General features: G+C 72.4%; 22 protein-coding genes. 10 read left to right on the forward strand and 12 right to left on the reverse strand.

Annotation, left to right across the window (positions count from 1 at the left end; translation table 11 throughout):
• Window positions 1–160: 160 nt before the first annotated feature.
• From ACFWRO_RS01505 to pdhA (ACFWRO_RS01515), 3 genes are read right to left on the reverse strand one after another with little or no spacing between them, the layout of a single operon-like run.
• Window positions 161–1,543: a dihydrolipoamide acetyltransferase family protein gene (locus ACFWRO_RS01505; RefSeq protein ID WP_384503706.1), complete on the reverse strand. Its 1,383-nt coding sequence runs from the start codon at window positions 1,541–1,543 to the stop codon at window positions 161–163.
• Between the two features lie 41 nt (window positions 1,544–1,584).
• Window positions 1,585–2,565, reverse strand: coding sequence for an alpha-ketoacid dehydrogenase subunit beta (locus tag ACFWRO_RS01510; RefSeq protein WP_384503239.1), 981 nt, complete (start codon window positions 2,563–2,565; stop codon window positions 1,585–1,587).
• A 2-nt stretch (window positions 2,566–2,567) separates the two neighbouring features.
• A complete protein-coding gene (pdhA, locus tag ACFWRO_RS01515; protein ID WP_384503241.1) occupies window positions 2,568–3,746 on the reverse strand; it encodes a pyruvate dehydrogenase (acetyl-transferring) E1 component subunit alpha in 1,179 nt (392 codons plus the stop codon).
• A gap of 337 nt (window positions 3,747–4,083) precedes the next feature.
• On the opposite strand from pdhA (ACFWRO_RS01515), the gene ACFWRO_RS01520 reads away from it, so the two are divergent.
• The 3 genes from ACFWRO_RS01520 (at window position 4,084) to ACFWRO_RS01530 (ending at window position 6,704) form a co-directional block, all read left to right on the forward strand.
• Complete coding sequence (locus ACFWRO_RS01520) at window positions 4,084–4,743, forward strand: response regulator (protein ID WP_384503243.1); 660 nt, start codon at window positions 4,084–4,086, stop codon at window positions 4,741–4,743.
• Window positions 4,744–4,880: 137 nt separating this feature from the next.
• Window positions 4,881–5,297, forward strand: a complete 417-nt coding sequence (locus ACFWRO_RS01525) for a pyridoxamine 5'-phosphate oxidase family protein (RefSeq protein ID WP_384503245.1) — start codon at window positions 4,881–4,883, stop codon at window positions 5,295–5,297.
• 384 nt (window positions 5,298–5,681) lie between these two features.
• On the forward strand, window positions 5,682–6,704 hold the full coding sequence (locus ACFWRO_RS01530; RefSeq protein ID WP_384503707.1) for a phosphotransferase: 1,023 nt from the start codon (window positions 5,682–5,684) through the stop codon (window positions 6,702–6,704).
• 57 nt (window positions 6,705–6,761) lie between these two features.
• Here ACFWRO_RS01530 and ACFWRO_RS01535 read toward each other — a convergent pair whose 3' ends face one another.
• Window positions 6,762–8,345 carry a protein kinase gene (locus tag ACFWRO_RS01535; protein WP_384503247.1) on the reverse strand — a complete coding sequence of 528 codons (1,584 nt, stop codon included), beginning with the start codon at window positions 8,343–8,345 and terminating at the stop codon, window positions 6,762–6,764.
• A gap of 271 nt (window positions 8,346–8,616) precedes the next feature.
• On the opposite strand from ACFWRO_RS01535, the gene ACFWRO_RS01540 reads away from it, so the two are divergent.
• Window positions 8,617–10,269, forward strand: a complete 1,653-nt coding sequence (locus ACFWRO_RS01540) for a protein kinase (protein WP_384503249.1) — start codon at window positions 8,617–8,619, stop codon at window positions 10,267–10,269.
• A 126-nt stretch (window positions 10,270–10,395) separates the two neighbouring features.
• Here ACFWRO_RS01540 and ACFWRO_RS01545 read toward each other — a convergent pair whose 3' ends face one another.
• The gene (locus ACFWRO_RS01545; RefSeq protein ID WP_384503251.1) at window positions 10,396–10,938 is read right to left on the reverse strand and encodes a hypothetical protein; all 543 of its coding nucleotides are present in this window, start codon (window positions 10,936–10,938) and stop codon (window positions 10,396–10,398) included.
• A 172-nt stretch (window positions 10,939–11,110) separates the two neighbouring features.
• Here ACFWRO_RS01545 and ACFWRO_RS01550 point away from each other — a divergent pair, with 172 nt between their 5' ends.
• The 5 genes from ACFWRO_RS01550 (at window position 11,111) to ACFWRO_RS01570 (ending at window position 16,417) form a co-directional block, all read left to right on the forward strand.
• On the forward strand, window positions 11,111–11,254 hold the full coding sequence (locus ACFWRO_RS01550) for a hypothetical protein (RefSeq protein ID WP_384503253.1): 144 nt from the start codon (window positions 11,111–11,113) through the stop codon (window positions 11,252–11,254).
• Window positions 11,255–11,360: 106 nt separating this feature from the next.
• Entirely contained in the window at window positions 11,361–11,990 is a 630-nt protein-coding gene (locus ACFWRO_RS01555) for a PadR family transcriptional regulator (protein WP_384503255.1), read from the forward strand.
• A 154-nt stretch (window positions 11,991–12,144) separates the two neighbouring features.
• The gene (locus tag ACFWRO_RS01560; protein ID WP_384503256.1) at window positions 12,145–12,879 is read left to right on the forward strand and encodes an ABC transporter ATP-binding protein; all 735 of its coding nucleotides are present in this window, start codon (window positions 12,145–12,147) and stop codon (window positions 12,877–12,879) included.
• Window positions 12,876–15,743, forward strand: coding sequence for an ABC transporter permease (locus tag ACFWRO_RS01565; RefSeq protein WP_384503258.1), 2,868 nt, complete (start codon window positions 12,876–12,878; stop codon window positions 15,741–15,743). The genes ACFWRO_RS01560 and ACFWRO_RS01565 overlap by 4 nt, the downstream gene beginning before the upstream one ends.
• 128 nt (window positions 15,744–15,871) lie before the next feature.
• Window positions 15,872–16,417 carry a bacterial proteasome activator family protein gene (locus ACFWRO_RS01570; RefSeq protein ID WP_384503260.1) on the forward strand — a complete coding sequence of 182 codons (546 nt, stop codon included), beginning with the start codon at window positions 15,872–15,874 and terminating at the stop codon, window positions 16,415–16,417.
• Between the two features lie 121 nt (window positions 16,418–16,538).
• Here ACFWRO_RS01570 and ACFWRO_RS01575 read toward each other — a convergent pair whose 3' ends face one another.
• From ACFWRO_RS01575 to pdhA (ACFWRO_RS01605), 7 genes are all read right to left on the reverse strand, one after another.
• A complete protein-coding gene (locus tag ACFWRO_RS01575; RefSeq protein WP_384503262.1) occupies window positions 16,539–17,528 on the reverse strand; it encodes an NAD(P)H-quinone oxidoreductase in 990 nt (329 codons plus the stop codon).
• Between the two features lie 10 nt (window positions 17,529–17,538).
• Complete coding sequence (locus ACFWRO_RS01580) at window positions 17,539–18,597, reverse strand: potassium channel family protein (RefSeq protein ID WP_384503708.1); 1,059 nt, start codon at window positions 18,595–18,597, stop codon at window positions 17,539–17,541.
• Between the two features lie 4 nt (window positions 18,598–18,601).
• Entirely contained in the window at window positions 18,602–19,966 is a 1,365-nt protein-coding gene (locus tag ACFWRO_RS01585; protein ID WP_384503264.1) for a molybdopterin molybdotransferase MoeA, read from the reverse strand.
• Window positions 19,963–21,030, reverse strand: coding sequence for a DUF6457 domain-containing protein (locus tag ACFWRO_RS01590; protein WP_384503266.1), 1,068 nt, complete (start codon window positions 21,028–21,030; stop codon window positions 19,963–19,965). The genes ACFWRO_RS01585 and ACFWRO_RS01590 overlap by 4 nt, the downstream gene beginning before the upstream one ends.
• Before the next feature lie 70 nt (window positions 21,031–21,100).
• Window positions 21,101–22,492 (reverse strand): dihydrolipoamide acetyltransferase family protein, encoded by a 1,392-nt coding sequence (locus ACFWRO_RS01595; RefSeq protein ID WP_384503268.1) that lies wholly within the window; start codon window positions 22,490–22,492, stop codon window positions 21,101–21,103.
• Window positions 22,492–23,520, reverse strand: a complete 1,029-nt coding sequence (locus ACFWRO_RS01600; protein ID WP_384503270.1) for an alpha-ketoacid dehydrogenase subunit beta — start codon at window positions 23,518–23,520, stop codon at window positions 22,492–22,494. The genes ACFWRO_RS01595 and ACFWRO_RS01600 overlap by 1 nt, the downstream gene beginning before the upstream one ends.
• Window positions 23,520–24,680, reverse strand: a complete 1,161-nt coding sequence (gene pdhA, locus ACFWRO_RS01605; protein ID WP_384503272.1) for a pyruvate dehydrogenase (acetyl-transferring) E1 component subunit alpha — start codon at window positions 24,678–24,680, stop codon at window positions 23,520–23,522. Before pdhA (ACFWRO_RS01605) ends, ACFWRO_RS01600 begins: the two co-directional genes overlap by 1 nt.
• Before the next feature lie 192 nt (window positions 24,681–24,872).
• Between pdhA (ACFWRO_RS01605) and ACFWRO_RS01610 the strand changes: the two genes are divergently transcribed.
• Window positions 24,873–25,382, forward strand: a complete 510-nt coding sequence (locus tag ACFWRO_RS01610; protein WP_362006132.1) for an Lrp/AsnC family transcriptional regulator — start codon at window positions 24,873–24,875, stop codon at window positions 25,380–25,382.
• Window positions 25,383–25,433: the final 51 nt, after the last annotated feature.

Consider the following 25,433-nt stretch of genomic DNA (forward strand, 5'->3'; position numbering starts at 1 on the left):
ACGGCGCGGAGGCGATCAGTGCCCTTGCAGCCGTCGGCCGCCGATCGGCAGGTAGCCGTGAGGACCACGCACGTCGGGGTCGGCTCAACACGAAACGCCCGGCCGGGGACGATGCCGTCCCCCGGCCGGGCGTTTCACGTGAAACATCCCAACTGGACTCTTACGCCCAGGTGATGAGCCGCTTCGGCTGCTCCAGGATCGCCGCGACATCCGCGAGGAACTTGGAGCCCAGCTCGCCGTCGACCAGGCGGTGGTCGAAGGAGAGGGCCAGCGTGGTGACCTGACGCGGCTTCACCTTGCCCTTGTGGACCCAGGGCTGGAGCTTGATCGCGCCGACCGCGAGGATCGCGGACTCACCCGGGTTCAGGATGGGCGTACCGGTGTCGACGCCGAAGACGCCGACGTTGGTGATGGTGAACGTGCCGCCCTGCATGGCCGCCGGGGTCGTCTTGCCTTCGCGGGCGGTGGCGACCAGCTCGCTCAGGGACGTCGACAGCTCGGGCAGGGTCTGGGCGTGCGCGTCCTTGATGTTCGGCACGATCAGACCGCGCGGGGTGGCCGCGGCGATGCCCAGGTTGACGTAGTGCTTGAGCACGATCTCCTGGTTCGCCTCGTCCCAGGCCGTGTTGATCTCCGGGTTGCGCCGGGCGGCGACCAGGACGGCCTTGGCGATGAGGAGCAGCGGGTTGACTCGCAGGCCCGCCATGTCCTTGTCGGACTTGAGCTCCTCGACCAGCTTCATGGTGCGCGTGATGTCGAAGGTCACGAACTCGGTGACGTGCGGCGCGGTGAAGGCCGAGCCGACCATCGCCGCCGCCGTGGCCTTCCGTACGCCCTTGATGGGGGTACGCGTCTCCCGTGCGCCCGCCGCGACGGGCACGGCCGCGGGAGTCGGCGCCGCCACGACCGCCGGGGTCTGGACCGCCGGAGCCGGGACCGGGGCCACGGCCGGAGCCGCGGGAGCCGCCGGGACCGCTGCCGGAGCGGCCGCCGAGTGGACGTCCTCGCGGGTGATGATCCCGTCCGGGCCGGTCGGGGTGACCGTCGCCAGGTCCACGCCCAGGTCCTTGGCCAGCTTGCGCACCGGGGGCTTGGCCAGCGGGCGGGTGGCGGTCGCGGTGGCGCCGCCGTGCCCGTTGAGCTCGCCCTGGATCGCGGCGGCGGCCTGCGCGGGCACGCCCGCGCCCTTGCGCGCCCGGCGCTTGGTCGAGCTCGCGGCCACGCCGTAACCGACCAGGACCGGCTGGCGGCCCTGCGGCTCGTCGTCCTCGGCGGGCGCCTCCACTACGGGAGCCGCCACCGGGGCAGCGGCAGGCGCCTCTCCACCCACGTTCACCGAGATGATGACCTGGCCGACGTCGACCGTCGTGCCCTCGGGGAAGCGCAGTTCGTGGACCGTGCCGTCGAACGGGATCGGCAGCTCGACGGCCGCCTTCGCCGTCTCGACCTCGCACACGACCTGACCGTCGGCGACCGTGTCACCCGGCTGGACGTACCACTTGAGGATCTCGGCCTCGGTGAGACCTTCGCCCACGTCGGGCATCTTGAATTCGCGGATCGTCACGATGCTCTCCTCACAGCCCGTCAGTACGCCAGCGAGCGGTCGACGGCGTCGAGCACGCGGTCCAGACCCGGGAGGTACTCCTCCTCCAGGCGCGCCGGCGGATACGGCGCGTGGTAGCCGCCGACCCGCAGGACGGGGGCCTCCAGGTGGTAGAAGCAGCGCTCGGTGATCCGGGCGGCGATCTCCGCGCCGGCTCCGTAGAAGACCGGGGCCTCGTGGACCACGACCAGGCGGCGGGTCTTCTCGACCGAGGCCTGGATGGTGTCGAAGTCGATCGGGGACATCGAGCGCAGGTCCAGGACCTCCACCGACTTGCCCTCCTCCTGGGCGGCCGCGGCGGCCTCCAGGCAGACCTTCACCATCGGGCCGTACGCGACGAGCGTGAGGTCCGTGCCCTCGCGGGCGACCCGGGCCTTGTGCAGCTCGCCCGGGATCGCCTCGGTGTCGACCTCGCTCTTGTCCCAGTAACGGCGCTTGGGCTCGAAGAAGATGACCGGGTCGTCGCTCTGGATGGCCTGCTGGAGCATCCAGTACGCGTCCGACGACGTGGACGGCGAGACGACCTTGAGGCCGGGGACGTGCGCGAAGAGCGCCTCGGGGGACTCCGAGTGGTGCTCGACGGCGCCGATGCCACCGCCGTACGGGATCCGGATGACGACCGGCAGCTTGATCTTGCCGAGCGCGCGGGCGTGCATCTTGGCGAGCTGCGTGACGATCTGGTCGTACGCGGGGAAGACGAAACCGTCGAACTGGATCTCGACGACGGGCCGGTAGCCGCGCAGGGCCAGACCGATCGCGGTGCCGACGATGCCGGACTCGGCGAGCGGGGTGTCGATGACCCGGTCCTCGCCGAAGTCCTTCTGCAGACCGTCGGTGACCCGGAAGACACCGCCGAGCTTGCCGACGTCCTCGCCCATGATGAGGACCTTGGGGTCGTTCTCCAGGGCCGTGCGGAGCGATTCGTTGATCGCCTTGGCCAGGGGAAGCTTCTGAACAGCCATGATTACTCGGCCCCTCCGTCCGCGAACGACGCCTGGTAGGCGGCGAACTGTGCGCGCTCCTCGTCGACGAGCGCGTGGCCGTCGGCGTAGACATTCTCGAAGATCGCCATGTGGTCCGGGTCGGGCATCGAGCGGACGCCCTCGCGGACGCGCTTGCCGAGCGTCTCGCTCTCCGTCTCCAGGGCCTCGAAGAAGGCCGCGTCGGCGTGACCCTCGCGCTCCAGGTAGGTCTTGAGCCGCAGGATCGGGTCCTTCGCCTCCCAGGCCTCGCGCTCCTCGTCGGCGCGGTACTTGGTCGGGTCGTCGGACGTGGTGTGAGCGCCCATGCGGTACGTGAACGCCTCGACGAGGGTCGGGCCCTCGCCCCGGCGGGCGCGCTCGAGAGCCGAGCGGGTGACCGCCAGGCAGGCGAGGACGTCGTTGCCGTCGACCCGGACGCCGGGGAAGCCGAAGCCCTGCGCGCGCTGGTAGAGCGGCACACGGGTCTGCTTCTCGGTGGGCTCGGAGATCGCCCACTGGTTGTTCTGGCAGAAGAACACGACCGGCGCGTTGTAGACCGCGGAGAAGGTGAAGGACTCGGCGACGTCTCCCTGACTGGAGGCGCCGTCACCGAAGTACGCGATCACGGCAGAGTCCGCGCCGTCCTTGGCGACGCCCATGGCGTAGCCGGTGGCGTGCAGGGTCTGCGAGCCGATGACGATCGTGTACAGGTGGAAGTTGTTGGTGTTGGGGTCCCAGCCACCGTGGTTCACACCGCGGAACATGCCGAGCAGGTTCGTCGGGTCGACCCCGCGGCACCAGGCGACACCGTGCTCCCGATAGGTCGGGAAGACGTAGTCGTCGTCGCGGAGAGCCCGGCCGGAGCCGATCTGCGCGGCCTCCTGGCCGAGCAGCGAGGCCCACAGGCCCAGCTCGCCCTGGCGCTGCAGGGCGGTGGCCTCGGCGTCGAAGCGGCGGGTGAGCACCATGTCGCGGTAGAGGCCGCGCAGCTCGTCGGCGCTCAGGTCGATGTCGTACTCGGGGTGCTGGACTCGCTCCCCTTCGGGCGTCAGCAGCTGTACGAGCTCGGGCTCGGAAGTCTGGGACTTCTTGGCGCTCGCGGCGGCGCTGGCGCCGGCCGTGCGCTTGGTGCCGCTGCTGCGTCGCGTCGTCTTGCGCGCGGCAGTGCTCTCCACGGTCACGTGCGTACTCCTCCGTCGGTCCGGCCCCCGGGGTTGCCGGGAAAGGCCAGTGCGGCTCGCCTTGTCCGGACGCGCGCACGGGGTGGGTGCGACTCGGCCGGGTCAGGCGTGACAGGTGCCCCGGCGAGCGCCCTGTCATAGGCACGTTACCCACTGCTTCGCATTACTGCGAAACCCCATTTGACCTGCGATTTTGCTTGGATTTCCAAGTAAATCGAGAAATGTGGGAACAGTAGCTGGTCAGCGCGCTGGCAACAGCCTCGCAGGCCGCCGGAACACCGGCACGTTATCCCGCACACCCCGGGCACGGGAAGAGCCAATATGTGAGACTGAGTGCGTGCGCGAAGATGGAAAAATCCGGGTATTTCTGCTGGACGACCACGAAGTCGTCCGGCGCGGCGTCCACGAGCTGCTCTCCGTGGAGGACGACATCGAGGTGGTCGGGGAGGCGGGCACGGCGGCTGACGCCCTCGTCAGGATCCCCGCGACCCGGCCCGACGTGGCCGTGCTCGACGTGCGGCTGCCGGACGGCAGCGGCGTCGAGGTCTGCCGCGAGGTGCGTTCGCAGAACGAGGACATCAAGTGCCTGATGCTCACCTCGTACGCCGACGACGAGGCACTCTTCGACGCGATCATGGCCGGGGCCTCGGGTTATGTCCTCAAGGCCATTCGCGGGAACGAGCTGCTTTCGGCGGTACGGGACGTGGCGGCGGGCAAGTCCCTGCTCGATCCGGTCGCGACCGCCCGCGTCCTGGAACGACTGCGGGACGGAAACAACCCCAAGGGTGACGACAAGCTCGCCAATCTGACGGAACAGGAGCGCAAGATCCTGGATCTGATCGGCGAGGGCCTGACCAACCGGGCCATCGGCGAACGGCTCCACCTGGCGGAGAAGACCATCAAGAACTACGTCTCCAGCCTGCTGTCGAAGCTGGGCATGGAGCGCCGCTCGCAGGCCGCGGCGTACGTGGCCCGCATGCAGGCCGAACGGCGCTGAGAGCGTCGGTGGCCCCCCTTGCGGGGTCACCCGTTCGGCCTGACCCGGTGCGGGCCCCGATTCGGGACCTACGTCCCCGGTGAACCGGGGCAGGCGCCCCTTCCCCCGTGCGGTGCCGGTGGCGGAGAGTGGAAGCCATGTCCACCGAGGAGATCCGCGCCATCGAGCTGCTGAACCGCGTCTCGTACGGCCGAGTGGCGACGAGCATGCGCGCGATGCCGTTCGTCGCCCCCGCCCGGCACATCGTGGCCGACGGCTGCGTCCTGATCCGCATGCACCGCGGCCTCGGCTACCACCGGGCCTGCGCGGGCAGCGTCGTGGCGTACGGCGCGGACAACTTCAACTCCGGCGCGGAGAACCTGTGGTCCGTGCAGTTCACGGGATACGCCGAGGTCGTCGAACCGACCGAGGAGCAGCTCGCCGAGTTCGGCGCGAGCCCGGAGGTGGTGGACGGCGACCCCTTCGAGCCGGTCTACATGCGCATCGAGCCGCAGTTCGTGACCGTGCACCAGCTGGACTACACCACGGAGCGACATCTCCAGCACGTAGCGTGATCTAACATCTGGGGGGTGCCGCGCTCATCTGAAACACTCGCTCCGCCCCTCGGCGCTTCTACGTTCACTCCGCCCCTCGGCGCCTCCACGCTCGCTCAGCCCGTCAGCGCCTCCACGCTCGCTCAGCCCGTCGGCGTCTCCACGCCGGCTCAGCCGGTCGGCGCCGTCCCGCTCGCCCCGCGCGGCAGCCACTCCGTGCTCGCCCCACGCGGCGGCGACGCGGCGCCCCCCTGGCGTGGCGGTGACGCCGTGCTTGCTTCCCATGGCAGCGACACCGTGCCCGCCTGGCGTGGCAGCGACACAGAGCTCGGCCTACGTGGCAGCGACGCAGCCCTCGCCCTGCGTGGTAGCGACGCATCGCTCGCCCTGCGTGGTAGCGGCACCGTGCTCGCCCCCCGCGGCGCCGCCACGCCCGTTCCGCCCGTCGGTGCCCTGCTGCGGCGCTACCGCGAGGCCGGTGAGCCGCTCTCCTGCGAGCCCGTCACCCAGGGCCTGCTCAACCGGGGCTACCGCCTCTTCACCACCCGCGGCGCCTACTTCCTCAAGCAGCACCTCGACGCCCCGACCGCCGACCGGGACACCATCAGCCGCCAGCACCGCGCGACCCAGCGCCTGCACGCCCTCGGCCTGCCCGTCGCCCCGCCGCTCGCCGACTCCGCCGGCCGCACGGTCGCCGTCATCGGAGGCCGCTGCTACGCCCTGCACCCCTGGATCGACGGCCGCCACCGCGACGGCGCCCAGCTCTCCACGGGCGGTTCACGGCGCCTCGGCGCGCTCCTCGGGCACGTCCACACCTGCCTGGAACAGGTGATGGAGTCGCCGCCGCCCGGCGCCGGGCACGAGAGCGCCCGCCCCGAGGACACCCTCCGAGTCATCGACGAACTCCTGCGCCTCGCCCGCACCCACCGGCCCCGCACCGGCTTCGACGCGCTCGCCGAGCACCGGCTGCGCGAACGCCGGGGGCTGCTCGCCGAGCACGCCCACCGCCGGCCACCGCCCGCCGCCTCGGCCGGCTGGGTGCACGGCGACTTCCACCCGCTGAACCTGCTCTACCGGGGCGCCGAACCGGCCGCGATCGTCGACTGGGACCGCCTCGGCGTCCAGCCCCGGGCGGAGGAGGCCGTCAGGGCCGCCGCCATCTTCTTCGTACGACCGGCGGGCGAACTGGCCCTCGGGAAGGTACGGGCGTACGCGCGGGCCTACCGGCGGGCGGCCGGCGCGGACGCGGCGGAGCTGGCGTCGGCGGTGCACCGGGTGTGGTGGGAGCGGCTCAACGACTTCTGGATACTGCGCTGGCGCTACCAGCTCCACGACCGAAGGGCCGACCCACAGTTTCCTGCGGTGTCGGCCCTGGCGGTGTGGTGGACCCGCGAGTACGAGGCGGTACGCGACGCGTTCGCGGGGTGACTCCGGCCTGAGCTACGGGGTGGAGCCCCATTGCCCTACGGGGTGGAGCCGGTTGCCCTACGGGGTCAAGCCCGTGCCGCCGCGGGTCGCGGGCTGCCCGGTGTTCCCCTGGACGGTGTTGTCCGGCGGGTCCGTGGGGTCGCCGGACGGCGTGCCGGTCGGCTCGCCCGTCGGGTCGCCCGTGTTGCCGCCGTCGTCCGAACCGTCGTCCGTCGGCGTCGGCTGGGTGGTCGGCGGGGTCGTCTGGGGCGTCGTCGGCGGCGTCGTGTGCGGCGTGGTCGGAGGCTTCGTCCACGGCTGCTCGTTGCCGCCGCTCGACGTCGTGTCCGGCTCCTGGGTGTCCTGGCTCTGCTCCTCCGACGGCGTCGGCGACTCCGCGGACGGGGTCGGCGACTGGGTGATCGGCGTCGTCGGCTTGTCGCTGTCCGCCTGACCGGCCTTGTCCAGCGCGTACACGACACCCGCCACGATCGCGATCAGCGCGAGCGACAGGAACAGCAGCACCTTGCCGCGGCCGCCCTTCCCACCGCTCTGGCGGCCGTGACCGTAGCCGCCGTGGCCACCGTCGTATCCGCCGTCGTCCGGGTTCATCGGGGGCAGGAGCGGGCGCTGCGCGGTCTCGTGGTGCATCGGGTGCCCCATCGCCGTCGTCGCCGCGACGCCGCCGACCGGGGTGTGACCGCCCTCGTGCATCTCCACGGGGCCGGTGTTCCACGTGCCCGTGTGAGCGCCCGCCTGCTGGAGCATCTGCAGGCCGTACTGGATGAGCCCGCGCATCTCCTCGGCACTCTGGAACCGGTCGTCCGGGTCCTTCGCCAGCGAGCGCATCACGAGCCCGTCGAGCTCCGGCGGCGAGGGGTGGGTGACCTCGGACGGCGGGACCGGGATGTCCTGAACGTGCTGGTAGACCACCGAGAGCGGGGTCTCACCGGTGAACGGGGGCCGCAGCGCGAGGAGTTCGTAGAGCAGACAGCCGGTCGCGTACAGGTCGGAACGGTGGTCCACGGCCTTGCCGAGGGCCTGCTCGGGGGAGAGGTACTGCGGCGTGCCCATGACCATGCCGGTCTGGGTCATCGTCGACTGCGCGCCGTGCAGGGCGCGGGCGATGCCGAAGTCCATGACCTTCACCGCGCCGCCGTGCGTGATGATGACGTTCGCCGGCTTGATGTCGCGGTGCACGATGCCGTGCTGGTGCGAGTAGGCGAGCGCCTCCAGGACACCGGAGACGATGATCAGGGCCTGCTCGGGGCCCGGCGCCTCGGCGCTGATCAGCAGGTCGCGGATGGTGCGGCCCTCGACCAGCTCCATCACGATGTACGGCACGGACTGGCTTCCGACGAGGTCCTCGCCGGAGTCGTACACCGCGACGATCGCGTGGTGGTTGAGGCCGGCGACCGACTGCGCCTCGCGCGTGAAGCGGGCCTTGGAGACCGGGTCCTCGGCGAGGTCGGAGCGGAGCAGCTTGACGGCGACGGTGCGGCCCAGGCGGACGTCCTCGGCGGCGAACACCTCGGCCATGCCGCCGCGCCCGAGGCGGTGGGTCAGCCGGTACCGTCCGTCACCGACCACTCCGCCGACGCCCCAGGACTCCGCGGCGGCGCCCGACAGGCCGCCGCCGCCTGCTTCGGATTCGGGTGCCATCAGTCCTCGCCGTCGTCTGTCAGTCATGTGGAGCCGTTCCGTCGTCACGCTACAGGCTTCGTCCGACACCACGGTCCGAGTGGACCGGCCATCCAACCTCCCGCGTGTACACCGATGCAAATTCCGGCCGGATCGTGTAACGCTTCCGAGACGCTTCTTGCGCGGAGGGTCACGGAACGGGCACCCGGCTTGACGTGTCGGTGCCCTCGGGCAGACTTGGCCAGGAAATTCACGATCAGCGCCGCCACGCGCGCGCGTAGGGGGAGCACGAATGAGCCAGGACGGCGCCCAGGGCCGCTATGCGGGCGGTTCGGTAGCGAACGGCCGGTACCAGCTTCGCGACCTGCTCGGCGAGGGCGGCATGGCCTCCGTCTACCTCGCGTACGACAGCGCGCTGGACCGGCAGGTCGCCATCAAAACCCTGCACACGGAACTCGGCCGGGAACAGTCGTTCCGCGAGCGGTTCCGGCGCGAGGCGCAGGCGGTCGCGAAGCTTTCGCACACGAACATCGTCTCGGTCTTCGACACCGGCGAGGACACCCTCGACGGCTCGGTCATGCCGTACATCGTCATGGAGTACGTCGAGGGCCAGCCACTCGGCTCGGCCCTGGCCTCCGACGTGCGGCAGTTCGGCGCGATGCCCGCCGACAAGGCGCTCAAGGTGACGGCGGACGTCCTCGCCGCCCTGGACACCAGCCACGAAATGGGCCTGGTCCACCGGGACATCAAGCCCGGCAACGTGATGATGACCAAGCGCGGCGTGGTCAAGGTGATGGACTTCGGCATCGCGCGCGCCATGCAGTCCGGTGTCACCTCGATGACGCAGACGGGCATGGTCGTCGGCACGCCGCAGTACCTCTCCCCCGAGCAGGCCCTCGGCCGCGCGGTGGACGCCCGCTCCGACCTGTACTCGGTCGGCATCATGCTGTTCCAGCTGCTCACGGGCCGTCTGCCGTTCGACGCGGACTCGCCGTTGGCCATCGCGTACGCGCATGTGCAGGAGGAGCCGGTCGCCCCGTCGTCCATCAACCGCTCGGTGACCCCGGCGATGGACGCGCTCGTCGCCCGCGCGCTGAAGAAGAACCCGAACGAGCGTTTCCCGAGCGCCGCCGCGATGCAGGACGAGTGCCTGCGCGTCCTCTCGGCGGGCCAGACGGGCGCGCCGGTGATCGTGGCCGGCGGTCCGGTCAGCAGCGGCGCGGGCGTGGGCTCGGCGGTCTTCCCGCCGGTCGGCCAGACGCCGCCGCCCTCGACGCACGGGGTCCAGTACCCGTACCAGCAGCCGACGCCCGCGCCGGCCCCGCAGCCCGGTCCGTACGGTCCGCCGACGCCGGCGCCCGCACCCTCCTACGGGTACCCGCAGCAGGCGCCGACCCCGCCGCCGGCCCCGGTGTACCAGACGCCGGCCCCTGGCCCGTACACGATGTCGCCGCAGCCCCCGACGTCCGGCGGCACCCCCTCCGGTACCGCGGGCGGGTCCCGGCGGAACACGCCGATGATCGTGGGCGCGGCCGTCGCCGCGCTGCTGGTGATCGGCGGAGTCATCACCGTGATCAACCTCAACAAGGACGACGACCCGAACGACAACGCGGGTGGCGACCCCAGCCAGAGCCAGTCGGTCGCACCGGGGCACAAGGGTCCTGACCTGACGAAGACCATCGACGTGAAGAAGTGCACCGAGCCGAGGGAGTCGAGCGACGACCCGGAGAAGTTCGAGATCCCGGACTTCACGTACAAGAACATCCAGTCGGTGAAGGACTGCATCCAGGCCGCCGGGTGGAAGGTGACGAAGCAGACCCCGGTGGACGAGGCGACGTACGGCGAGGGCACGGTGCTCAGCCAGTACCCGCCGGCGGGTGGGGACGCGTCGAAGAGCGACGCCGAGTTCACCCTGGAGATCTCCACGGGCAACCCGGGGCAGTAGTCCGTCCCCTCCTCGGGGTCGTCCGTCCCCGTCTCGGGTTCATCCGCGCGCGGGCGCCCGGATGCCGGAATTGTCCCGTCATGTGACGCTGAGTTGGATACCTCGGCGGCTCGGTACGGGAGGGGGTCACCCGGTGATTCCAGGACTCCGCGGCACGCGGACGCGGGCACTGCGGTGGCGGGCGCTCGGCCCTGTGGTGGCGTGCTGGCTGCTGATCGGCGCCGCACCGGTGGCGTACGGGTACGAGCGCCCAGGACCCGCTCCGGCGGGCTCGGCTTCGGCGGGTTCGACTCCGGCGGGCTCGGTGGGTTCGGCGGCGGGCTCGGTGGGTTGGGCGCGCTCGACGGCTGCGCCCAGGACTGCCGGGCCATCGAACTCGTCGACGTCGGCGAACTCGTCGACGTCGGCGAAGTCGGCGAAGTCCACCGCGCCGGCCACGCCCTCCCGTTCCCCGGCCGGCTCCGCCGCCCCCTCCGCCCCGACGGGGCGCCCCGGGCCCACCCCCGGCGCCTCCCGCCCGCCCGCCGCGCCCTCGGCGTCGGCGTCCCCGTCCGCGTCGGCCACCGCGGCACCCGGGCCCACCCCGTCCGGCTCGCTGGCCGGGCGGCCCGCAGGGGAGGGTCGCGAGCGGCCCGGCCGGCCCCCCTCGAAGCCGAAGCCGAGTGACACGGAGGGATCCACCGACGCGTCGGCCGACCCGTCCGCGGACCCGTCTCGTACCAAATCCGAAACAGCCGAGGAGCCCCCGGAGGAGCCGCGCGAGGAGGCGGACGCCGCGGACGAGGGCCTCGAACCCGTACCGGAGACGGACCGCACGGATTCCGCTTCGCCGCCCGCGACCGTGCCCGCCGCCGCCCCCCGGCTCGGCAACCAGCCCGTACCTACCGCCTCTGACCGGCAGATTCCCGTGGCCACGCTGGGCGCCGGGCTCGCCCTGATGGGGCTCGGGATCGGTTTCCTCGGCCTCCGGATGCGGCGCCGCTGAGAGGTCCGATCCCCCGCGGGACCCCGCGTGTCCCCCTTGAGACGGACGCGGAAGCTCCGTCTCAGGTCGCTTGTCCGCGTCGGCATACCCGGTATACATACTGAGTATGTCGATCCGCCACGGGCTTCTCGCCCTCCTCGAACGCGGGCCTCGCTACGGCTCGCAGCTCCGTACGGAGTTCGAGTCCCGCACGGGCTCCACCTGGCCGCTCAACGTCGGCCAGGTCTACACGACCCTGAACCGTCTCGAACGGGACGGCATGGTCGCCCAGGACGGCGAGGACGAGGCCGGCCACGCGCTCTACGCGATCACCGACGGCGGTCGCGAAGAGCTGCGGAAGTGGTTCGAGAAGCCCGTGGACCGCACCAGCCCGGCCCGTGACGAGCTCGCCATCAAGCTCGCCATGGCCGTCGGAGCGCCCGGGGTCGACATCCGGGCCGTCATCCAGTCGCAGCGCCGGCACACCGTGAAGGCGATGCAGGACTACACCCGGCTCAAGGCGCAGGCGCTCACCGCGCTCGAGACGGGCGAGTCCCGGGAACGCGACGACGTGGCCTGGCTCCTCGTCCTGGAGCAGCTGATCTTCCAGACCGAGGCCGAGGCCCGCTGGCTGGATCACTGCGAGGCCCGGCTGATCCGGCTCTCGACGTCCGCCGTCGGCGCGGGGGACCCCCGGCCTCCCGAGGCGGCCTCATCGGCCGCCGACGAGACGCACCACCCGGCGCGGCTGCGCTGACCCCGCGGCCACCCGGCCCCCGGTCCCGCGCCACCCACACGACCCACGGCGCCAGTCCCGCACGATCCGGCGCCGCACCCGCACCATCACCACCTCTCCATCCGCTCCGTACGCGACGCCCCACCGCTTCCGTACGCCCAAGGGGGACCCCTCCATGTCCACAGCGCAGCCCGTGCTGCAACTCCAGAACCTGACCCGCGTTCACGGCTCCGGCGCCACCGAGGTGCACGCCCTGCGCGGCATCGACCTCGCCGTCTACCCGGGTGAACTCGTCGCCGTCATGGGCCCGTCCGGCTCCGGCAAGTCGACCCTGCTCACCATCGCGGGCGGCCTCGACAACCCCACCTCCGGCCGGGTGATCGTCGAGAACACCGACATCACCACCGCCGACCGCAAGGCCCTCGCGGCCCTGCGCCGCCGCAGCATCGGGTACGTCTTCCAGGACTACAACCTCATCCCGGCGCTCACCGCCGCCGAGAACGTCGCCCTGCCCCGCGAGCTCGACGGTGTCGCCGCCCGCAAGGCCCGCGTCGAGGCGCTGGCCGCGCTGGAGGAGATGGACCTCGGCCACCTCGCCGACCGTTTCCCCGACGAGATGTCCGGCGGCCAGCAGCAGCGCGTGGCCATCGCCCGCGCCCTCGTCGGCGACCGGCGCCTGGTCCTCGCGGACGAGCCCACCGGCGCCCTGGACTCCGAGACCGGCGAGTCCGTCCTCGCCCTGCTGCGCTCGCGCTGCGACGCCGGGGCCGCGGGCGTCCTGGTCACCCACGAGCCGCGGTTCGCCGCCTGGGCCGACCGGGTCGTCTTCCTGCGGGACGGCGCCGTCGTCGACCAGACCGTGCGCAGCGAGGCCGACTCGCTCCTCTCCGGCCAGGCGGCCGAACGGTGAACAAGTGGCTCCACTCCTGGCGCGCCGCGATCCGCATCGCGCGCCGTGACGCCTGGCGCTCCAAGGGACGCAGCTTCCTCGTCCTCGCGATGATCGCCCTGCCCATCCTCGGCGTCAGCGCCGCCGACCTGACCCTGCGCAGCTCGGAGCTCTCCACCGAGGAGACCCTGAGCCGGGAGATCGGCGCGGCCGACGCACGCTTCTCCGATGCCCAGGTCGAAGGTGTGCCGATCTTCCAGGATCCGAAGGGCGACACGAACGTGCCGGCCAAGGACTACGAGGACGAGCCCTGGCCGAGCGGTCCGACCGACGTCACCAAGACCTTCCCGGCCGGCGCCACGGTCCTGACCGACAGCTCCGGCAGCGCCAAGCTGACCACCGTTCACGGGCTGCTCCAGAGCGATGTCCGTGAGCTGAAGGCCGCCGACCCGATCGCCCGGGGGATCATGAGCCTCCAGGACGGCCGCTTCCCGGAGAAGGCCGACGAGGTCGCCGCGACCACGCACTTCCTGGAGACCAGCGGGCTCGGCATCGGCTCCACCCTCTCCGCACGCGGAGACAACCGGACGTTCCGGATCGTGGGCTCGTACGAGCTCCCCAACAGCCTGAAGGCCGACCAGATCAACGCCCTGCCGGGCGCGTTCCTCGACGGGTACGCCAAGGTCGTCGCGGCGAGCGGGCTGGACACGGGCAACGCCTCCGTCACGTATCTGGTGAAGGCTCCCGGTGGTTTCACGTGGAACACCGTCCAGCAGATCAACACCAAGGGCGTTGCCGTCGTCTCGCGCGCGGTGCTCCTTGACCCGCCCGCCAACGCCGATGTCCCGCTCTACCAGAAGGACGGCTGGGGCACCTTCGAGGACAGTGCGGCCGCCAAGGCCGCCGCGCTCGCCGCGGCGGGTACAGTCGTCGGCCTCGCGATGCTGGAGATCTGCCTGCTGGCCGGGCCCGCGTTCGCCGTGGGCGCCCGCCGCTCGCGCCGTCAGCTCGGGCTCGTCGGTGCCAACGGCGGCGACCGTCACCACATCCGCGCCATCGTGCTGAGCGGCGGCCTCGTCATCGGCGTCGCGGCGGCCGTCATAGGCACCGTCCTCGGGCTGATCCTGACGTTCGCGCTGCAGCCGTTCCTCGAACAGGCCATGGGCCAGCGGTTCGGCTCCTTCGACGTCCGCCCGCTGGAACTGCTGGGCATCGCGCTCATCGCCGTGCTGACCGGCCTGCTGGCCGCGATCGTCCCGGCCGTCACCGCGTCCCGGCAGACCGTCCTCGCCTCGCTCACCGGCCGTCGTGGTGTCCGCCGCGGCAGCCGCGTCCTGCCGCTCATCGGTCTGGGCGCCCTGCTCCTCGGCGGCGCGCTCGCGCTGTACGGCTCGGTGATCTCCGACCAGTTCATCATCGTCGCGGGCGGCAGCGCCCTCGCCGAGCTGGGCGTGGTCGCCATGACCCCGGCCCTGGTGGGCCTCTTCGGCCGCACGGGCCGCTGGCTGCCGCTCTCGCCGCGCCTCGCCCTGCGGGACGCGGTGCGCAACCGGGGCCGTACGGCACCCGCCGTCGCCGCCGTGCTCGCCGCGGTCGCCGGAACGGTCGCCGTCTCCACCTACGCGGCCAGCCGCGAGGCCCAGGACGCGGCGGGCTACGAGGCGAAGCTGCCGCACGGCGCGGTCGCCGCGCTCGTGATGGAGGAGGCCGGCCGGGACGTTCCGCAGGTGCGTGACGCCATCCAGCGGCTGCTGCCCGTCGACACCCGCGCGGACCTCCAGCGCATCGTGGTCGGCAAGCCGGGCTGTGCCCCGTACAGCGAGGCCGCAGGCTGCGGCCGCTTCGAGCTGGTGATCCCGAAGGCCAACGAGTGCCCGCTGTGGGCGTCCTCCGAAGACGGTTCGGACCCCTCGGAGAAGTTCTCCAAGGAGCAGAAGCGGAAGCTCGCCAAGGACTGGCGCTGCACGGAGAACAGCGGTGGTGACCTGCCCGGCGGCGCCTACGTCGAGGGTGGCCTGGTGGTCGGTGACGCCTCGGTCCTGAAGGTCCTCGGGATCAAGGACGCGGGCGCGGAGAAGGCCCTCGCCGAGGGGAAGATCGTCTCCTTCGCCAAGGCGCCGATCGACAAGGGCGACAAGATCGCCATCAGGGTGATCGCCGACAACAAGAAGGCGAACGAGGCCGATCAGGAGCGCAAGCCGCTCCCCGGCGAGGTCAAGAACCTCCCCGCCCACCTCGTGACCGGGCAGAACGCCTACGGCGTGCGGGCGCTCATCAGCCCCGAGGCCGCCAAGGCCGCCGGCTTCGCCGCGGTGCCGTTCGGCTCGTTCTTCACCACCGACGCGGTGCCCAGCGCCGAGCAGCGCCAGAAGCTCGACGGGGAGCTCGCCAAGATCGGCAGCGATGTCGGGCTGCACGTGGAGGAAGGATTCGTCAGCAACACCAGCATCGTGCTCCTGGCGCTGACCGTCTTCGCCGGCCTCGTCACCATCGGCGCCGCCGGTATCGCCACGGGTCTCGCCCAGGCGGATGCCGAGGCCGACCTGAAGACGCTCTCCGCCGTCGGCGCGCCCCCGCGGGTCCGCCGCACGCTCAGCGGCTTCCAGTGCGGGGTGGTCGCCGCGATGGGCGTGATCCTCGGATCGGCGGCCGGTGTGCTGCCGGCGATGGGGCTCCGGCTCTCCGAGGAGCGCCAGGAGCTGCGGTTCTACCAGGAGTCCCTCGACCAGGGCTGGGGCGGCTCGATGGAAGCCCCGTACGTCCCGATCGTCGTCCCCTGGGAGACGCTCGGCGCGATGCTGATCCTGGTACCGCTGGGCGCCGCGCTCCTCGCGGCCCTGGTGACCCGCTCGCGCGGGGCCCTGGCCCGCCGCGAAGCCGCCTGATCGGTCTCTGATCGCTCCTTGATCAGTCCCTGATCGGTCGTTGCCGTCCTGTGCCCCTGGAGAAGGGTGGATCACCCTTCTCCAGGGGCACACCGTGTGATGAGGCACGTGTGCGAGAGAATGGCGGCATGGAGATGCCGAGGAATGAACGGTCGCAGGAGACTCCCCAGGTCCTCATCGTGGGACAGGACGGGATGGCACTCGGCGGCGCTCAGGGTGACGACGAATCCCGCGAGGTCCCGTTGACGGAAATGGTCGAGCAGCCTGCGAAGGTCATGCGCATCGGCAGCATGATCAAGCAGCTCCTGGAGGAAGTACGCGCGGCTCCCCTCGACGAGGCGAGCCGGGTCAGGCTCAAGGACATCCACGCGAGCTCCGTGAAGGAGTTGGAGGACGGGCTCGCGCCCGAACTGGTCGAGGAACTGGAGCGGCTCTCGCTGCCGTTCACCGACGAGGCGATTCCGTCCGAGGCGGAACTGCGGATCGCGCAGGCCCAGTTGGTGGGCTGGCTCGAAGGCCTCTTCCACGGGATCCAGACGGCGCTGTTCGCCCAGCAGATGGCCGCCCGCGCCCAACTGGAGCAGATGCGGCGTGCGCTGCCTCCGGGTGCGCCGGTAGACGATGACGACGACCACGGCCGGGGACACGCCGTCCGGTCGGGGCCCTACCTGTAGGACTTCGAGACTGCCAGCAGTCGTTCAAGGGCCCGGCACACCTGGTGTGTGCCGGGCCCTTGCGCGTGTTCAGGCGGGCCTGGTGGGCGCGTCCTCAGGTCGTCCTGGTGCGCGCGCGTCCTCAGGTCGTCCGGGGAGCCAGGAGCAGGACCTTGCCCACGTGGGTGCCGGAGTCCAGGGCGCGGTGCGCCTCGGCGGCGTCCGGCATCTCCACCGTACGGTCGACCACCGCCCGTACCGTGCCGGATTCGATCAGCGGCCAGACGTGCTCACGCACCGCGGCGACGATGGCCGTCTTCTCGTGCAGCGGGCGGGCGCGCAGCGTCGTCGCCGTGATCGCGGCCCGCTTGGAGAGCAGCGCGGCGAGGTTCAACTCGCCCTTCACACCGCCCTGCAGACCGATGACGGCGAGCCGGCCGTTGACCGCGAGCGCGTTCACATTGCGCTCCAGGTACTTCGCTCCGACGATGTCCAGGATCACGTCCGCGCCGGCGCCGTCCGTGGCCTTGCGGAGCTCCTCGACGAAGTCCTGCTCGCGGTAGTCGATCAGGATGTCCGCGCCCAGCTCGGCGCAGCGCGCGAGCTTCTCCGGGCCGCCGGCCGTGACCGCGACCTTCGCGCCGACGGCCTTGGCGAGCTGGATCGCCATCGTGCCGATGCCGCTCGCACCGCCGTGCACCAACAGCGTCTCGCCGGGCCGCAGATGGGCGACCATGAAGACGTTCGACCAGACCGTGCAGGTCACCTCGGGCAGCGCCGCCGCCGTCACGAGGTCCATGCCCTCCGGCACGGGCAGCAGCTGGCCGACGGGGACGACGACCTTCTCCGCGTAACCGCCGCCCACGAGGAGCGCGCACACCTCCTGGCCGACCGTCCAGCCGGAGACCCCCGGGCCCAGCGCGGCGATCCGGCCCGAACACTCCAGGCCGGGGTACGGAGACGTGCCCGGCGGCGGGTCGTAGAAGCCCTGGCGCTGGAGCAGATCGGCACGGTTGACGGCGCTCGCCACCACCTCGACGAGGACCTCGCCCTCGGCGGGCACGGGATCGGGCACCTCGGCCCAGACGAGGGCCTCGGGGCCGCCGGGTTCCGGAATCGTGATCGCATGCATGGCGGCGAGGCTACTCGGACGGCGACGACAGCGGGGTGACCGGAGCGGCGCGCACGATGGTGATCACACGGTCCGTCAACTGCAGCGGGCTGGCCGCGTGATCGTCGTAACCGAGGAGCCGGTGCCCGCGCAACACGCTGACCACCAGGTCCTCGGTCTCCCGCACGCTCTTGCCGACCTCGGCCTTGGTGACCGGCCGCTCCACCAGATCGAGGCCCGAGCCCTGCTGGATCAGGTCCTCCATCACGGCGCCGGCGCTGGGGCTGAGCACGGAGAGCCCGAGCAGGCGACCGGCCGCGCTGGCGCTGGTGATCACGGCGTCCGCGCCGGACTGGCGCAGCAGCGGCGCGTTCTCCTCCTCGCGCACGGCGGCGACGATCTTCGCGCCCCTGTTGAGCTGCCGGGCGGTGAGGGTCACCAGGACGGCGGTGTCGTCGCGCTGGGTGGCGATGACGATCTGCCGCGCCTTCTGCACCTCGGCGCGGATCAGTACATCGCTACGGGTCGCGTCGCCGACCACTCCGACGAATCCGTCCGCGTTCGCCGTCTCGATCACCTTGGTGGAGGGGTCGACGATGACGATCTGTTCCTTCCGCAGGCCCGTCGCGCAGAGCGTCTGGATCGCCGAGCGACCCTTGGTTCCGAATCCGACGACGACGGTGTGGTCACGCAAGGTGGACCTCCAGCGGTTCAGCCGCCACTCCTCCCGGGTCCGCTCCGTGAGGACCTCGAGAGTGGTACCGACCAGGATGATCAGGAACAGCACGCGCAGCGGCGTGATCACCAGGATGTTGACGAGCCGCGCGGTGTCGCTGTGCGGGACGACGTCGCCGTATCCGGTGGTGGAGAGGGTGACGGTCGCGTAGTAGGCGCTGTCGAGGAAGTCGAGCGTCCCGTTGGCGTTGTCGTGGTAGCCGTCGCGGTCGATGTAGACGATGACCGTGGTGAGGGCGAGCACGCCCAGGGCCATGAGCAGGCGCTTGGCCACCTGGCGTATGGGCTTCTCGACGACGCGGCGGGGCATCCGGATCCGGGTGGGGGCCGCCTTCTCGTCCGCGTCGCGCGCCATGACGTCACGGCTGGGAAGTTTCACGTGAAACACCCTCCTGCCGTGCCGCCGCGAACCCCTGGTTCGGGTCGCCGAGCGAGCCCGGCCAGGGGAGGTCGAGGATCTCCAGGGCGTCGCCGGGCCGTGCGCCGCCGGGCGGCACGACCGCCATCCCGTCCGCCGCGGCGATCCCCCGGAGCATCGCGGGTCCGTGGTACCGCAGCGGAACGATCCGGTCGTCGCGGTAGACGAACGGGACGAGCCGGGTGTCGTAGGGGTGTCCCTGCACCTCGTCCGCCATGGGGGCGCTGTACGGCGGCGGGAGCGGGGTGCCCGCGAGGGCGCGGAGCAGTGGCTCGGCCAGGGTGAGCAGGCCCGAAACGGCGGCCAGGGGGTTGCCGGGCAGGCCGACGAGATGGCGGTCGGCGTCGAGGCGCGCGAGCAGCATCGGGTGGCCGGGACGGACCTTCACCCCGTCGACGAGCAGGGTCGCTCCGGCTTTGGCGAGCACCGGGTGGACGTGGTCGACGGGGCCCGAGGCCGTGCCGCCCGTGGTGATCACCAGGTCGGCGGGGGAGCCGGTGACGGCCGCCGCGAGGGCGTCTTCGTCGTCGCCGATCCATCGGGTGGCGAGCGTCTCGGCGCCCAGCGCGGTCAGCCAGGGGCCGAGCATGGGGCCGAGGGCGTCCCGGATCAGCCCGTCGTGGGGGAGTCCCGCCGTCAGCAGCTCGTCGCCGAGGACGAGGACCTCCACACGGGGGCGGGCCGGGGTGGGCAGCTCGTCGTACCCGGCGGCGGCCGCGAGGCCGAGGACGGCAGGGGTCACCCGGGTCCCGGCGGGCAGCAGCCGGTCACCGGCGCGGCATTCCTGGCCCCGGGGGCGGATGTCCTGGCCGGGCACGACCTCGCGCCGGGCGTGCAGATGCCCGCTCGTGTCGGTGCGGGCGTGCTCGCTGCGGATGACCGCCGTGGTCTCGGGCGGTACGCGGGCGCCGGTCGCGATCCGTACGGCGGTGCCGTCGTCCAGCGCGGCGGCAGGGGCGTGGCCGGCGAGCACGGCGCCCTGGGCGCGGATCTCCCAGGGGCCGGGACCCGCGACCGCCCAGCCGTCCATGGCCGAGGTGTCGAAGGAGGGCAGGTCGGTGAGCGCGTGGAGCGGCTCGGCGAGCACCCGGCCCAGGGCCTGGTCGAGTGGCGTACGGAGGGGTGGGCGCGTGGCGCCCACGGTGGCCCCGGCGCGGGCGGCGACGGCGCGCGCGGCGGGCCAGGCGGTGGCGTGGTGGGGGTCGTCGGGGGCGGGGGCGGGCCGCCGCTCGGCGCCGCGCTGCGAAGCGACGAGGGCGAGGACCTCATCGACGCCGTCGTCGTCGCCTTCGTCGGGGTGCGTCATCCGGCCGTGTCCCGCTCCGCTTCGGCGTCCCGCTCCGCTTCGGCGGCCCAGCGGTTGGCGAGGGCGGCGGCCTTGCGGGACGCCTCCGCGACGGCATCCGGGCCGGCGGCGGCGCCCTCGGCGGCTGCCTTCGCCGCCGCGTACCCGACCAGGAAGGTGGTCAGCGGCGCGGCGGGGCGGGCGACCCCGTGGGCGGCGTCCCGGGCCAGATCGAGCAGGACGCCGGTGTCGACGTCGATCTCGATGCCCAGTTCGGCCTTGACTGCGGTGATCCATTCGTCCAGCACGTTCCCATGCTCCCTGATCCTGGCCCGGGCCGCGGCGATGTCCTCCCAGGTGTCGCAGTCGAAGGAGGCGAGGGGGCCCGCGGCGACCCGGACGATCCGCAGTCCCTTGGTGAGCAGACGCAGCGGGAGCCCGGAGAGGCTGCCGTGCTCGGCGGTGAGGAGAGCAAGCTCACGGCGGAGGGCGTCGGTGCGGTACGCGGCGACGAGCGGCTGGTCGCGGCCGTCGGCGTCGACGAGGAGCGCCGCGTCGGCTGCGGGCGGGCTGACCTCGGGGGCGGCGGATGCGTGCGCGGGCGCCTCGGGTGGGTCGGCTTCGGGCGCGGCGGATGCGGGCGCGGCTGCCTCAGGCATGCCGGCTTCAGGCGCGCCACCTCCAGGCGCGCCGGCCAGGGCGGCCAGGAGCCGTCGGCCGGTCCCCTCGTCGAGGAACGGCAGGTCGGCGGAGAGGACGAGCACGGCGTCGGCCTCAACCTCGCGCACCCCGGCGTCGAGCGCGGCCAGCGGTCCCCCGCCGGGCGGCTCCTCCCTGGCCCACACCACGGGCCGCACGGTCGGCCGCCGGTCTCCGACGACGACGGTGCGCCCGGCGCCCCGGCAGCCGGCGAGCACGCGGTCGAGCAGGGCCCGTCCGCCGACCCGCACACCGGGCTTGTCCACACCACCCAGCCGCTTGGCCGCCCCGCCCGCGAGCACGACGGCGTCATACAAGGTCGTCACCCCAGCAGTATGAGCCGCACCCACCCCAAGAGCCCCCGGCCGTCCCGGGGAAGAGGACATCGTGACGGCGGCCGGGGGCTCCTGGGGGCAGAGCACGGGTCAGGCGGCCCGGCAGGCGCGGGCGCCCGGGTCAGAGCGTGCGCAGCAGGACCGCGGGGTGCTCGACGCAGTCCGCGACGTAGCGGAGGAAGCCGCCCGCCGTGCCTCCGTCGCAGACCCGGTGGTCGAAGGTCAGCGACAGCTGGACGACCTGGCGGACCGCCAGCTCGCCGTCGTGGACCCACGGCTTGGGGATGATCCGGCCCACCCCGAGCATCGCCGCCTCCGGGTGGTTGATGATCGGCGTGGAGCCGTCGACCCCGAACACCCCGTAGTTGTTCAGCGTGAACGTCCCGCCGGTCAGGTCCGCCGGTGTCAGCGTCCCCTTCCGCGCCGACTCCGTCAGCCGCGCGAACTCCTCCGTCAGCGACTCCGCCGTCCGCGTGCCCGCGTCCCGGACCACCGGAACGACCAGACCGCGCTCGGTCTGCGCCGCGAACCCGAGGTGCACGGACGGCAGCCGGACGATCTCCCGCGCCGCCATGTCCACCGTGGAGTTCAGCTCCGGGTGGCGGGCGAGCGCGTGGGTGCAGATGCGGGCAAGCAGCGCGAGGAGGGAGATCTTCGGGCCACCGGCCGCGTTCATCGCGGCCCGCGCGGCCATGAGCTCGGTCGCGTCCGCGTCCACCCAGCAGGTCGCGTCCGGGATCTCCGTACGGCTGCGGGAGAGCTTGTCGGCGACGGCGCCCCGGACCCCGCGCAGCGGCACCCGCTCGCCGACGACCGCGCCGGCCGACCCGGCCACGACCGGAGCGGGACGCGCGGCTGCCGTCTCGGCGGCGGCCAGGACTGACTCCACGTCGGCCCGCAGGATCAGCCCGGCCGGGCCCGACCCCCGTACCTCCCGCAGATCGAGCCCCTTGTCCCGGGCCAGCTTCCGCACGAGCGGCGAGATCACCGGCACGGGCCCGTCGGAGACCACCGGGGCCGAAGCCGGAGCCGCGGCCGCAGCCGGAACCGACACCGGGACCCGGACCGGAGCGACGGCCGGAGCCGCGGCCGCGGGAGCCGCCGGGCTCTCGTGCCGCACCCGGCGACGCCTGGCCGCCGGTCCCGCCGTGCCGTACCCGACGAGCACGTTGCCGGAGTACTCCGAGGACTCGGCCGAGGCGGCCGCCTCCGCCGAGGGACCGCCCGCGACCGTCGCGGACGGCGCCGTCGACACCTCGCCCGGCGTTCCGCCGACCGCGACCGTCAGCAGCGGCGCGCCGACCGGCAGCTCCGTGCCCTCCTCGCCGAAGCGGGCGGTCACCACACCGCCGTACGGGCACGGCACCTCGACCATGGCCTTGGCGGTCTCGACCTCCACGACCGGCTGGTCGATGGCGACGACGTCGCCGACGTTGACCAGCCAGCGCACGATCTCCGCCTCGGTCAGCCCTTCACCGAGGTCGGGCAGCTTGAACTCGAGGACCTGGGCCATCAGTTTCCCGCCTCCCACTGCAGCCGCGCCACCGCGTCGAGGACCCGGTCCACGCCCGGCAGGTGGTGCCGCTCCAGCATCGGCGGCGGGTAGGGGATGTCGAACCCGGCGACCCGCAGGACCGGGGCCTCCAGGTGGTGGAAGCAGCGCTCGCTCACGCGCGCAGCGATCTCCCCGCCCGGTCCGCCGAATCCGGCGGACTCGTGCACGACGACCGCCCGTCCGGTGCGCCGCACCGACGCGCAGACGGTCTCCTCGTCGAACGGCACCAGCGATCGCAGATCGACCACCTCCAGGTCCCAGCCCTCGGCCTGGGCCGCCTCAGCGGCCTCCAGGCAGACCGGCACGGACGGCCCGTAGGTGATCAGCGTGGCGCTGCGGCCGGCGCGCCGCACCACGGCCTTGCCGATCGGCTCCACCGGCGTCGGCGCCTCGGGGCGCCAGTCGGACTTCGACCAGTAGAGCCGCTTGGGCTCCAGGAAGACGACCGGGTCGTCGGAGGCGATCGCCGCCCGCAGCAGCCCGTACGCGTCCTCGACCGTGGCCGGGGTGACCACATGGAGCCCGGGCGTCGCCATGTAGTACGCCTCGGAGGAGTCGCTGTGGTGCTCCACACCGCCGATCCCGCCGCCGTACGGCACCCGGATCACCAGCGGCATCGGCATCGCGCCCCGCGTGCGGTTCCGCATCCGGGAGACATGGCTGATCAGCTGCTCGAACGCCGGGTAGGCGAAGGCGTCGAACTGCATCTCGACGACCGGCCGCAGTCCGTACATCGCCATGCCGACGGCCGTGCCGAGGATGCCGGCCTCGGCCAGCGGGGTGTCCGTGCAGCGGTCCTCGCCGAACTCCTTGGCGAGCCCGTCGGTGACCCGGAAGACGCCGCCGAGCGTGCCGACGTCCTCGCCCATGACATGGACGGTCGGGTCCTCGGCCATCGCGTCGCGCATCGCCCGCTGGAGCGCCTGCGCCATGGTGGCGGGCTTGGCCGCCGCCTTCTTCTCCGGCGCCTTCTGCGCGGTGGTCATCACGCCTCGCTCTCGGCGTCGAGCTCGGCCCGCAGCTGCGCCGCCTGCTCGCGCAGTTGTTCCGTCTGCTCGGCGTAGACGTGCGCGAACAGATCCATCGGGTCCAGGACCGGCTCGGCGTTCATCCGCTCGCGCAGCGACGCCGCCATCGTCTCGGCGGCCTCGGCCGCCGCCCGTCGGCCGTCCTCGTCGAGCAGGCCCCGCTCCGTCAGCTCCCGCTCCAGGAGCAGGATCGGGTCGTGCGCCCGCCAGGCCTCGACCTCGCTGTCCCCGCGGTAGCGGGTCGCGTCGTCGGCGTTGGTGTGGGCGTCGATGCGGTACGTCACGGCCTCGACCAGCGTCGGTCCGCCGCCCCGACGCGCGCGTGTCACGGCCTCGGTCAGCACCTGGTGGACGGCGACCGCGTCGTTGCCGTCGACGAGCCGGCCCGGCATGCCGTACCCGACGGCCTTGTGGGCCAGCGAGGGGGCCGCCGTCTGCTTGGCGAGGGGCACGGAGATCGCGAAGCCGTTGTTCTGCACGAGGAAGACCACCGGGGCCTGCCAGACGGCCGCGAAGTTCAGCGCCTCGTGGAAGTCGCCCTCGCTGGTGCCGCCGTCGCCGACCATGGCGAGGGCAACCACGTCGTCGCCCTTGAGGCGGGCCGCGTGGGCAAGCCCCACCGCGTGCGGGAGCTGGGTGGCGAGCGGCGTGGACAGGGGCGCGACGCGGTGCTCACGCGGGTCGTACCCGGTGTGCCAGTCGCCGCGCAGCAGCGTCAGCGCCTGGACCGGGTCCAGGCCGCGGGCGACGGCGGCGAGGGTGTCGCGGTACGACGGGAAGAGCCAGTCCCGGTCCTCCAGGGACAGCGCGGCCGCGACCTCGGCGGCCTCCTGCCCGGTGGTCGACGGGTAGACGGCCAGTCGGCCCTGCTTGGTGAGCGCCGTGGCCTGCGTGTTGTACCGGCGGCCGCGGACCAGCTCCGCGTAGAGCCGCCGCAGCAGCTCGGGGTCGGCCTGGGCGGCCGCGTCCGTGCCGAGGACCCGGTAGGGCTCGGCGTCGGGCAGCAGCGGGGCGGGGTCGGTACGCGGCTTCCACGCCGGGGGCGGGGTGGGCCGGTAGGCGGTCGTGGCACCGGGCGGCTCTTGGACTGTCGAACTGCGCTGTTGCAACGAGTCCACCTCCTCGTGGGAGCGGGCATAAGACCCGAAGGCGGGTGGCGCGAATGTGGCGCGCCTCACCTACCGATTGTTCGGTCGTGGATCCATTTTGGCTACAGGCGCCCTCAGCCTGTGGACAATCGGTTCTCCACAGCCTGGGATGGAGACATGTCGTCCATGGATGAGAGGTGGGGGGACGTGGCGGATGAACAAATGGCCGACGGCTGGGAGCAGGCCCTGCCCCCGAGCCCGGCCGGAGTGCCGCAGGGCCCGCCGGCCCGCCCGCTCGACGCGATCGACCGGGACATCCTGCGCATCCTGCAGACGGACGGTCGCGCGTCGATACGCTCCGTGGCCGAACGGGTCCATGTGTCCCGGGCCAACGCCTACGCGCGGATCAACCGGCTGATCGACGACGGTGTGATCCGCGGCTTCAGCGCGCGGGTCAACCACGAGCGCGCGGGCCACGGCGCCTCGGCGTACATCACGCTGAGAATCGTCCAGAACTCCTGGCGCACCGTGCGCGAGCAGCTCCAGGCGCTGCCGGGTGCCGCGCACATCGCCCTGGTCAGCGGGGACTTCGACGTCCTGCTGCTCGTGCACACGCCGGACAACCGGACGCTGCGCGAGCTGGTGCTGACCAGGCTCCAGGCGATCCCGGAGGTGCTCTCCACGCGCACGCTGCTGGTCTTCGAGGAGACGGACCTCGATCCGGACCACTGAGGGCCCGGACCGGCCGGTACGGGCCGAGACCGGACCGCGAGAGTGCCCTGG

Source organism: Streptomyces sp. NPDC058579 (genome assembly GCF_042718575.1).
Taxonomy (GTDB): domain Bacteria; phylum Actinomycetota; class Actinomycetes; order Streptomycetales; family Streptomycetaceae; genus Streptomyces.

What these genes read in the sequence shown, in the direction of transcription:
- ACFWRO_RS01505 (WP_384503706.1), bottom strand. Translation starts at nt 1,543, where the DNA reads ATGCCCGACGTGGGCGAAGGTCTCACCGAGGCCGAGATCCTCAAGTGG.
- ACFWRO_RS01510 (WP_384503239.1), bottom strand. Translation starts at nt 2,565, where the DNA reads ATGGCTGTTCAGAAGCTTCCCCTGGCCAAGGCGATCAACGAATCGCTC.
- ACFWRO_RS01525 (WP_384503245.1), top strand. Translation starts at nt 4,881, where the DNA reads ATGTCCACCGAGGAGATCCGCGCCATCGAGCTGCTGAACCGCGTCTCG.
- ACFWRO_RS01535 (WP_384503247.1), bottom strand. Translation starts at nt 8,345, where the DNA reads ATGGCACCCGAATCCGAAGCAGGCGGCGGCGGCCTGTCGGGCGCCGCC.
- ACFWRO_RS01540 (WP_384503249.1), top strand. Translation starts at nt 8,617, where the DNA reads ATGAGCCAGGACGGCGCCCAGGGCCGCTATGCGGGCGGTTCGGTAGCG.
- ACFWRO_RS01555 (WP_384503255.1), top strand. Translation starts at nt 11,361, where the DNA reads ATGTCGATCCGCCACGGGCTTCTCGCCCTCCTCGAACGCGGGCCTCGC.
- ACFWRO_RS01560 (WP_384503256.1), top strand. Translation starts at nt 12,145, where the DNA reads ATGTCCACAGCGCAGCCCGTGCTGCAACTCCAGAACCTGACCCGCGTT.
- ACFWRO_RS01570 (WP_384503260.1), top strand. Translation starts at nt 15,872, where the DNA reads ATGGAGATGCCGAGGAATGAACGGTCGCAGGAGACTCCCCAGGTCCTC.
- ACFWRO_RS01575 (WP_384503262.1), bottom strand. Translation starts at nt 17,528, where the DNA reads ATGCATGCGATCACGATTCCGGAACCCGGCGGCCCCGAGGCCCTCGTC.
- ACFWRO_RS01580 (WP_384503708.1), bottom strand. Translation starts at nt 18,597, where the DNA reads ATGGCGCGCGACGCGGACGAGAAGGCGGCCCCCACCCGGATCCGGATG.
- ACFWRO_RS01585 (WP_384503264.1), bottom strand. Translation starts at nt 19,966, where the DNA reads ATGACGCACCCCGACGAAGGCGACGACGACGGCGTCGATGAGGTCCTC.
- ACFWRO_RS01590 (WP_384503266.1), bottom strand. Translation starts at nt 21,030, where the DNA reads ATGTCCTCTTCCCCGGGACGGCCGGGGGCTCTTGGGGTGGGTGCGGCT.
- ACFWRO_RS01595 (WP_384503268.1), bottom strand. Translation starts at nt 22,492, where the DNA reads ATGGCCCAGGTCCTCGAGTTCAAGCTGCCCGACCTCGGTGAAGGGCTG.
- ACFWRO_RS01600 (WP_384503270.1), bottom strand. Translation starts at nt 23,520, where the DNA reads ATGACCACCGCGCAGAAGGCGCCGGAGAAGAAGGCGGCGGCCAAGCCC.
- ACFWRO_RS01610 (WP_362006132.1), top strand. Translation starts at nt 24,873, where the DNA reads ATGGCCGACGGCTGGGAGCAGGCCCTGCCCCCGAGCCCGGCCGGAGTG.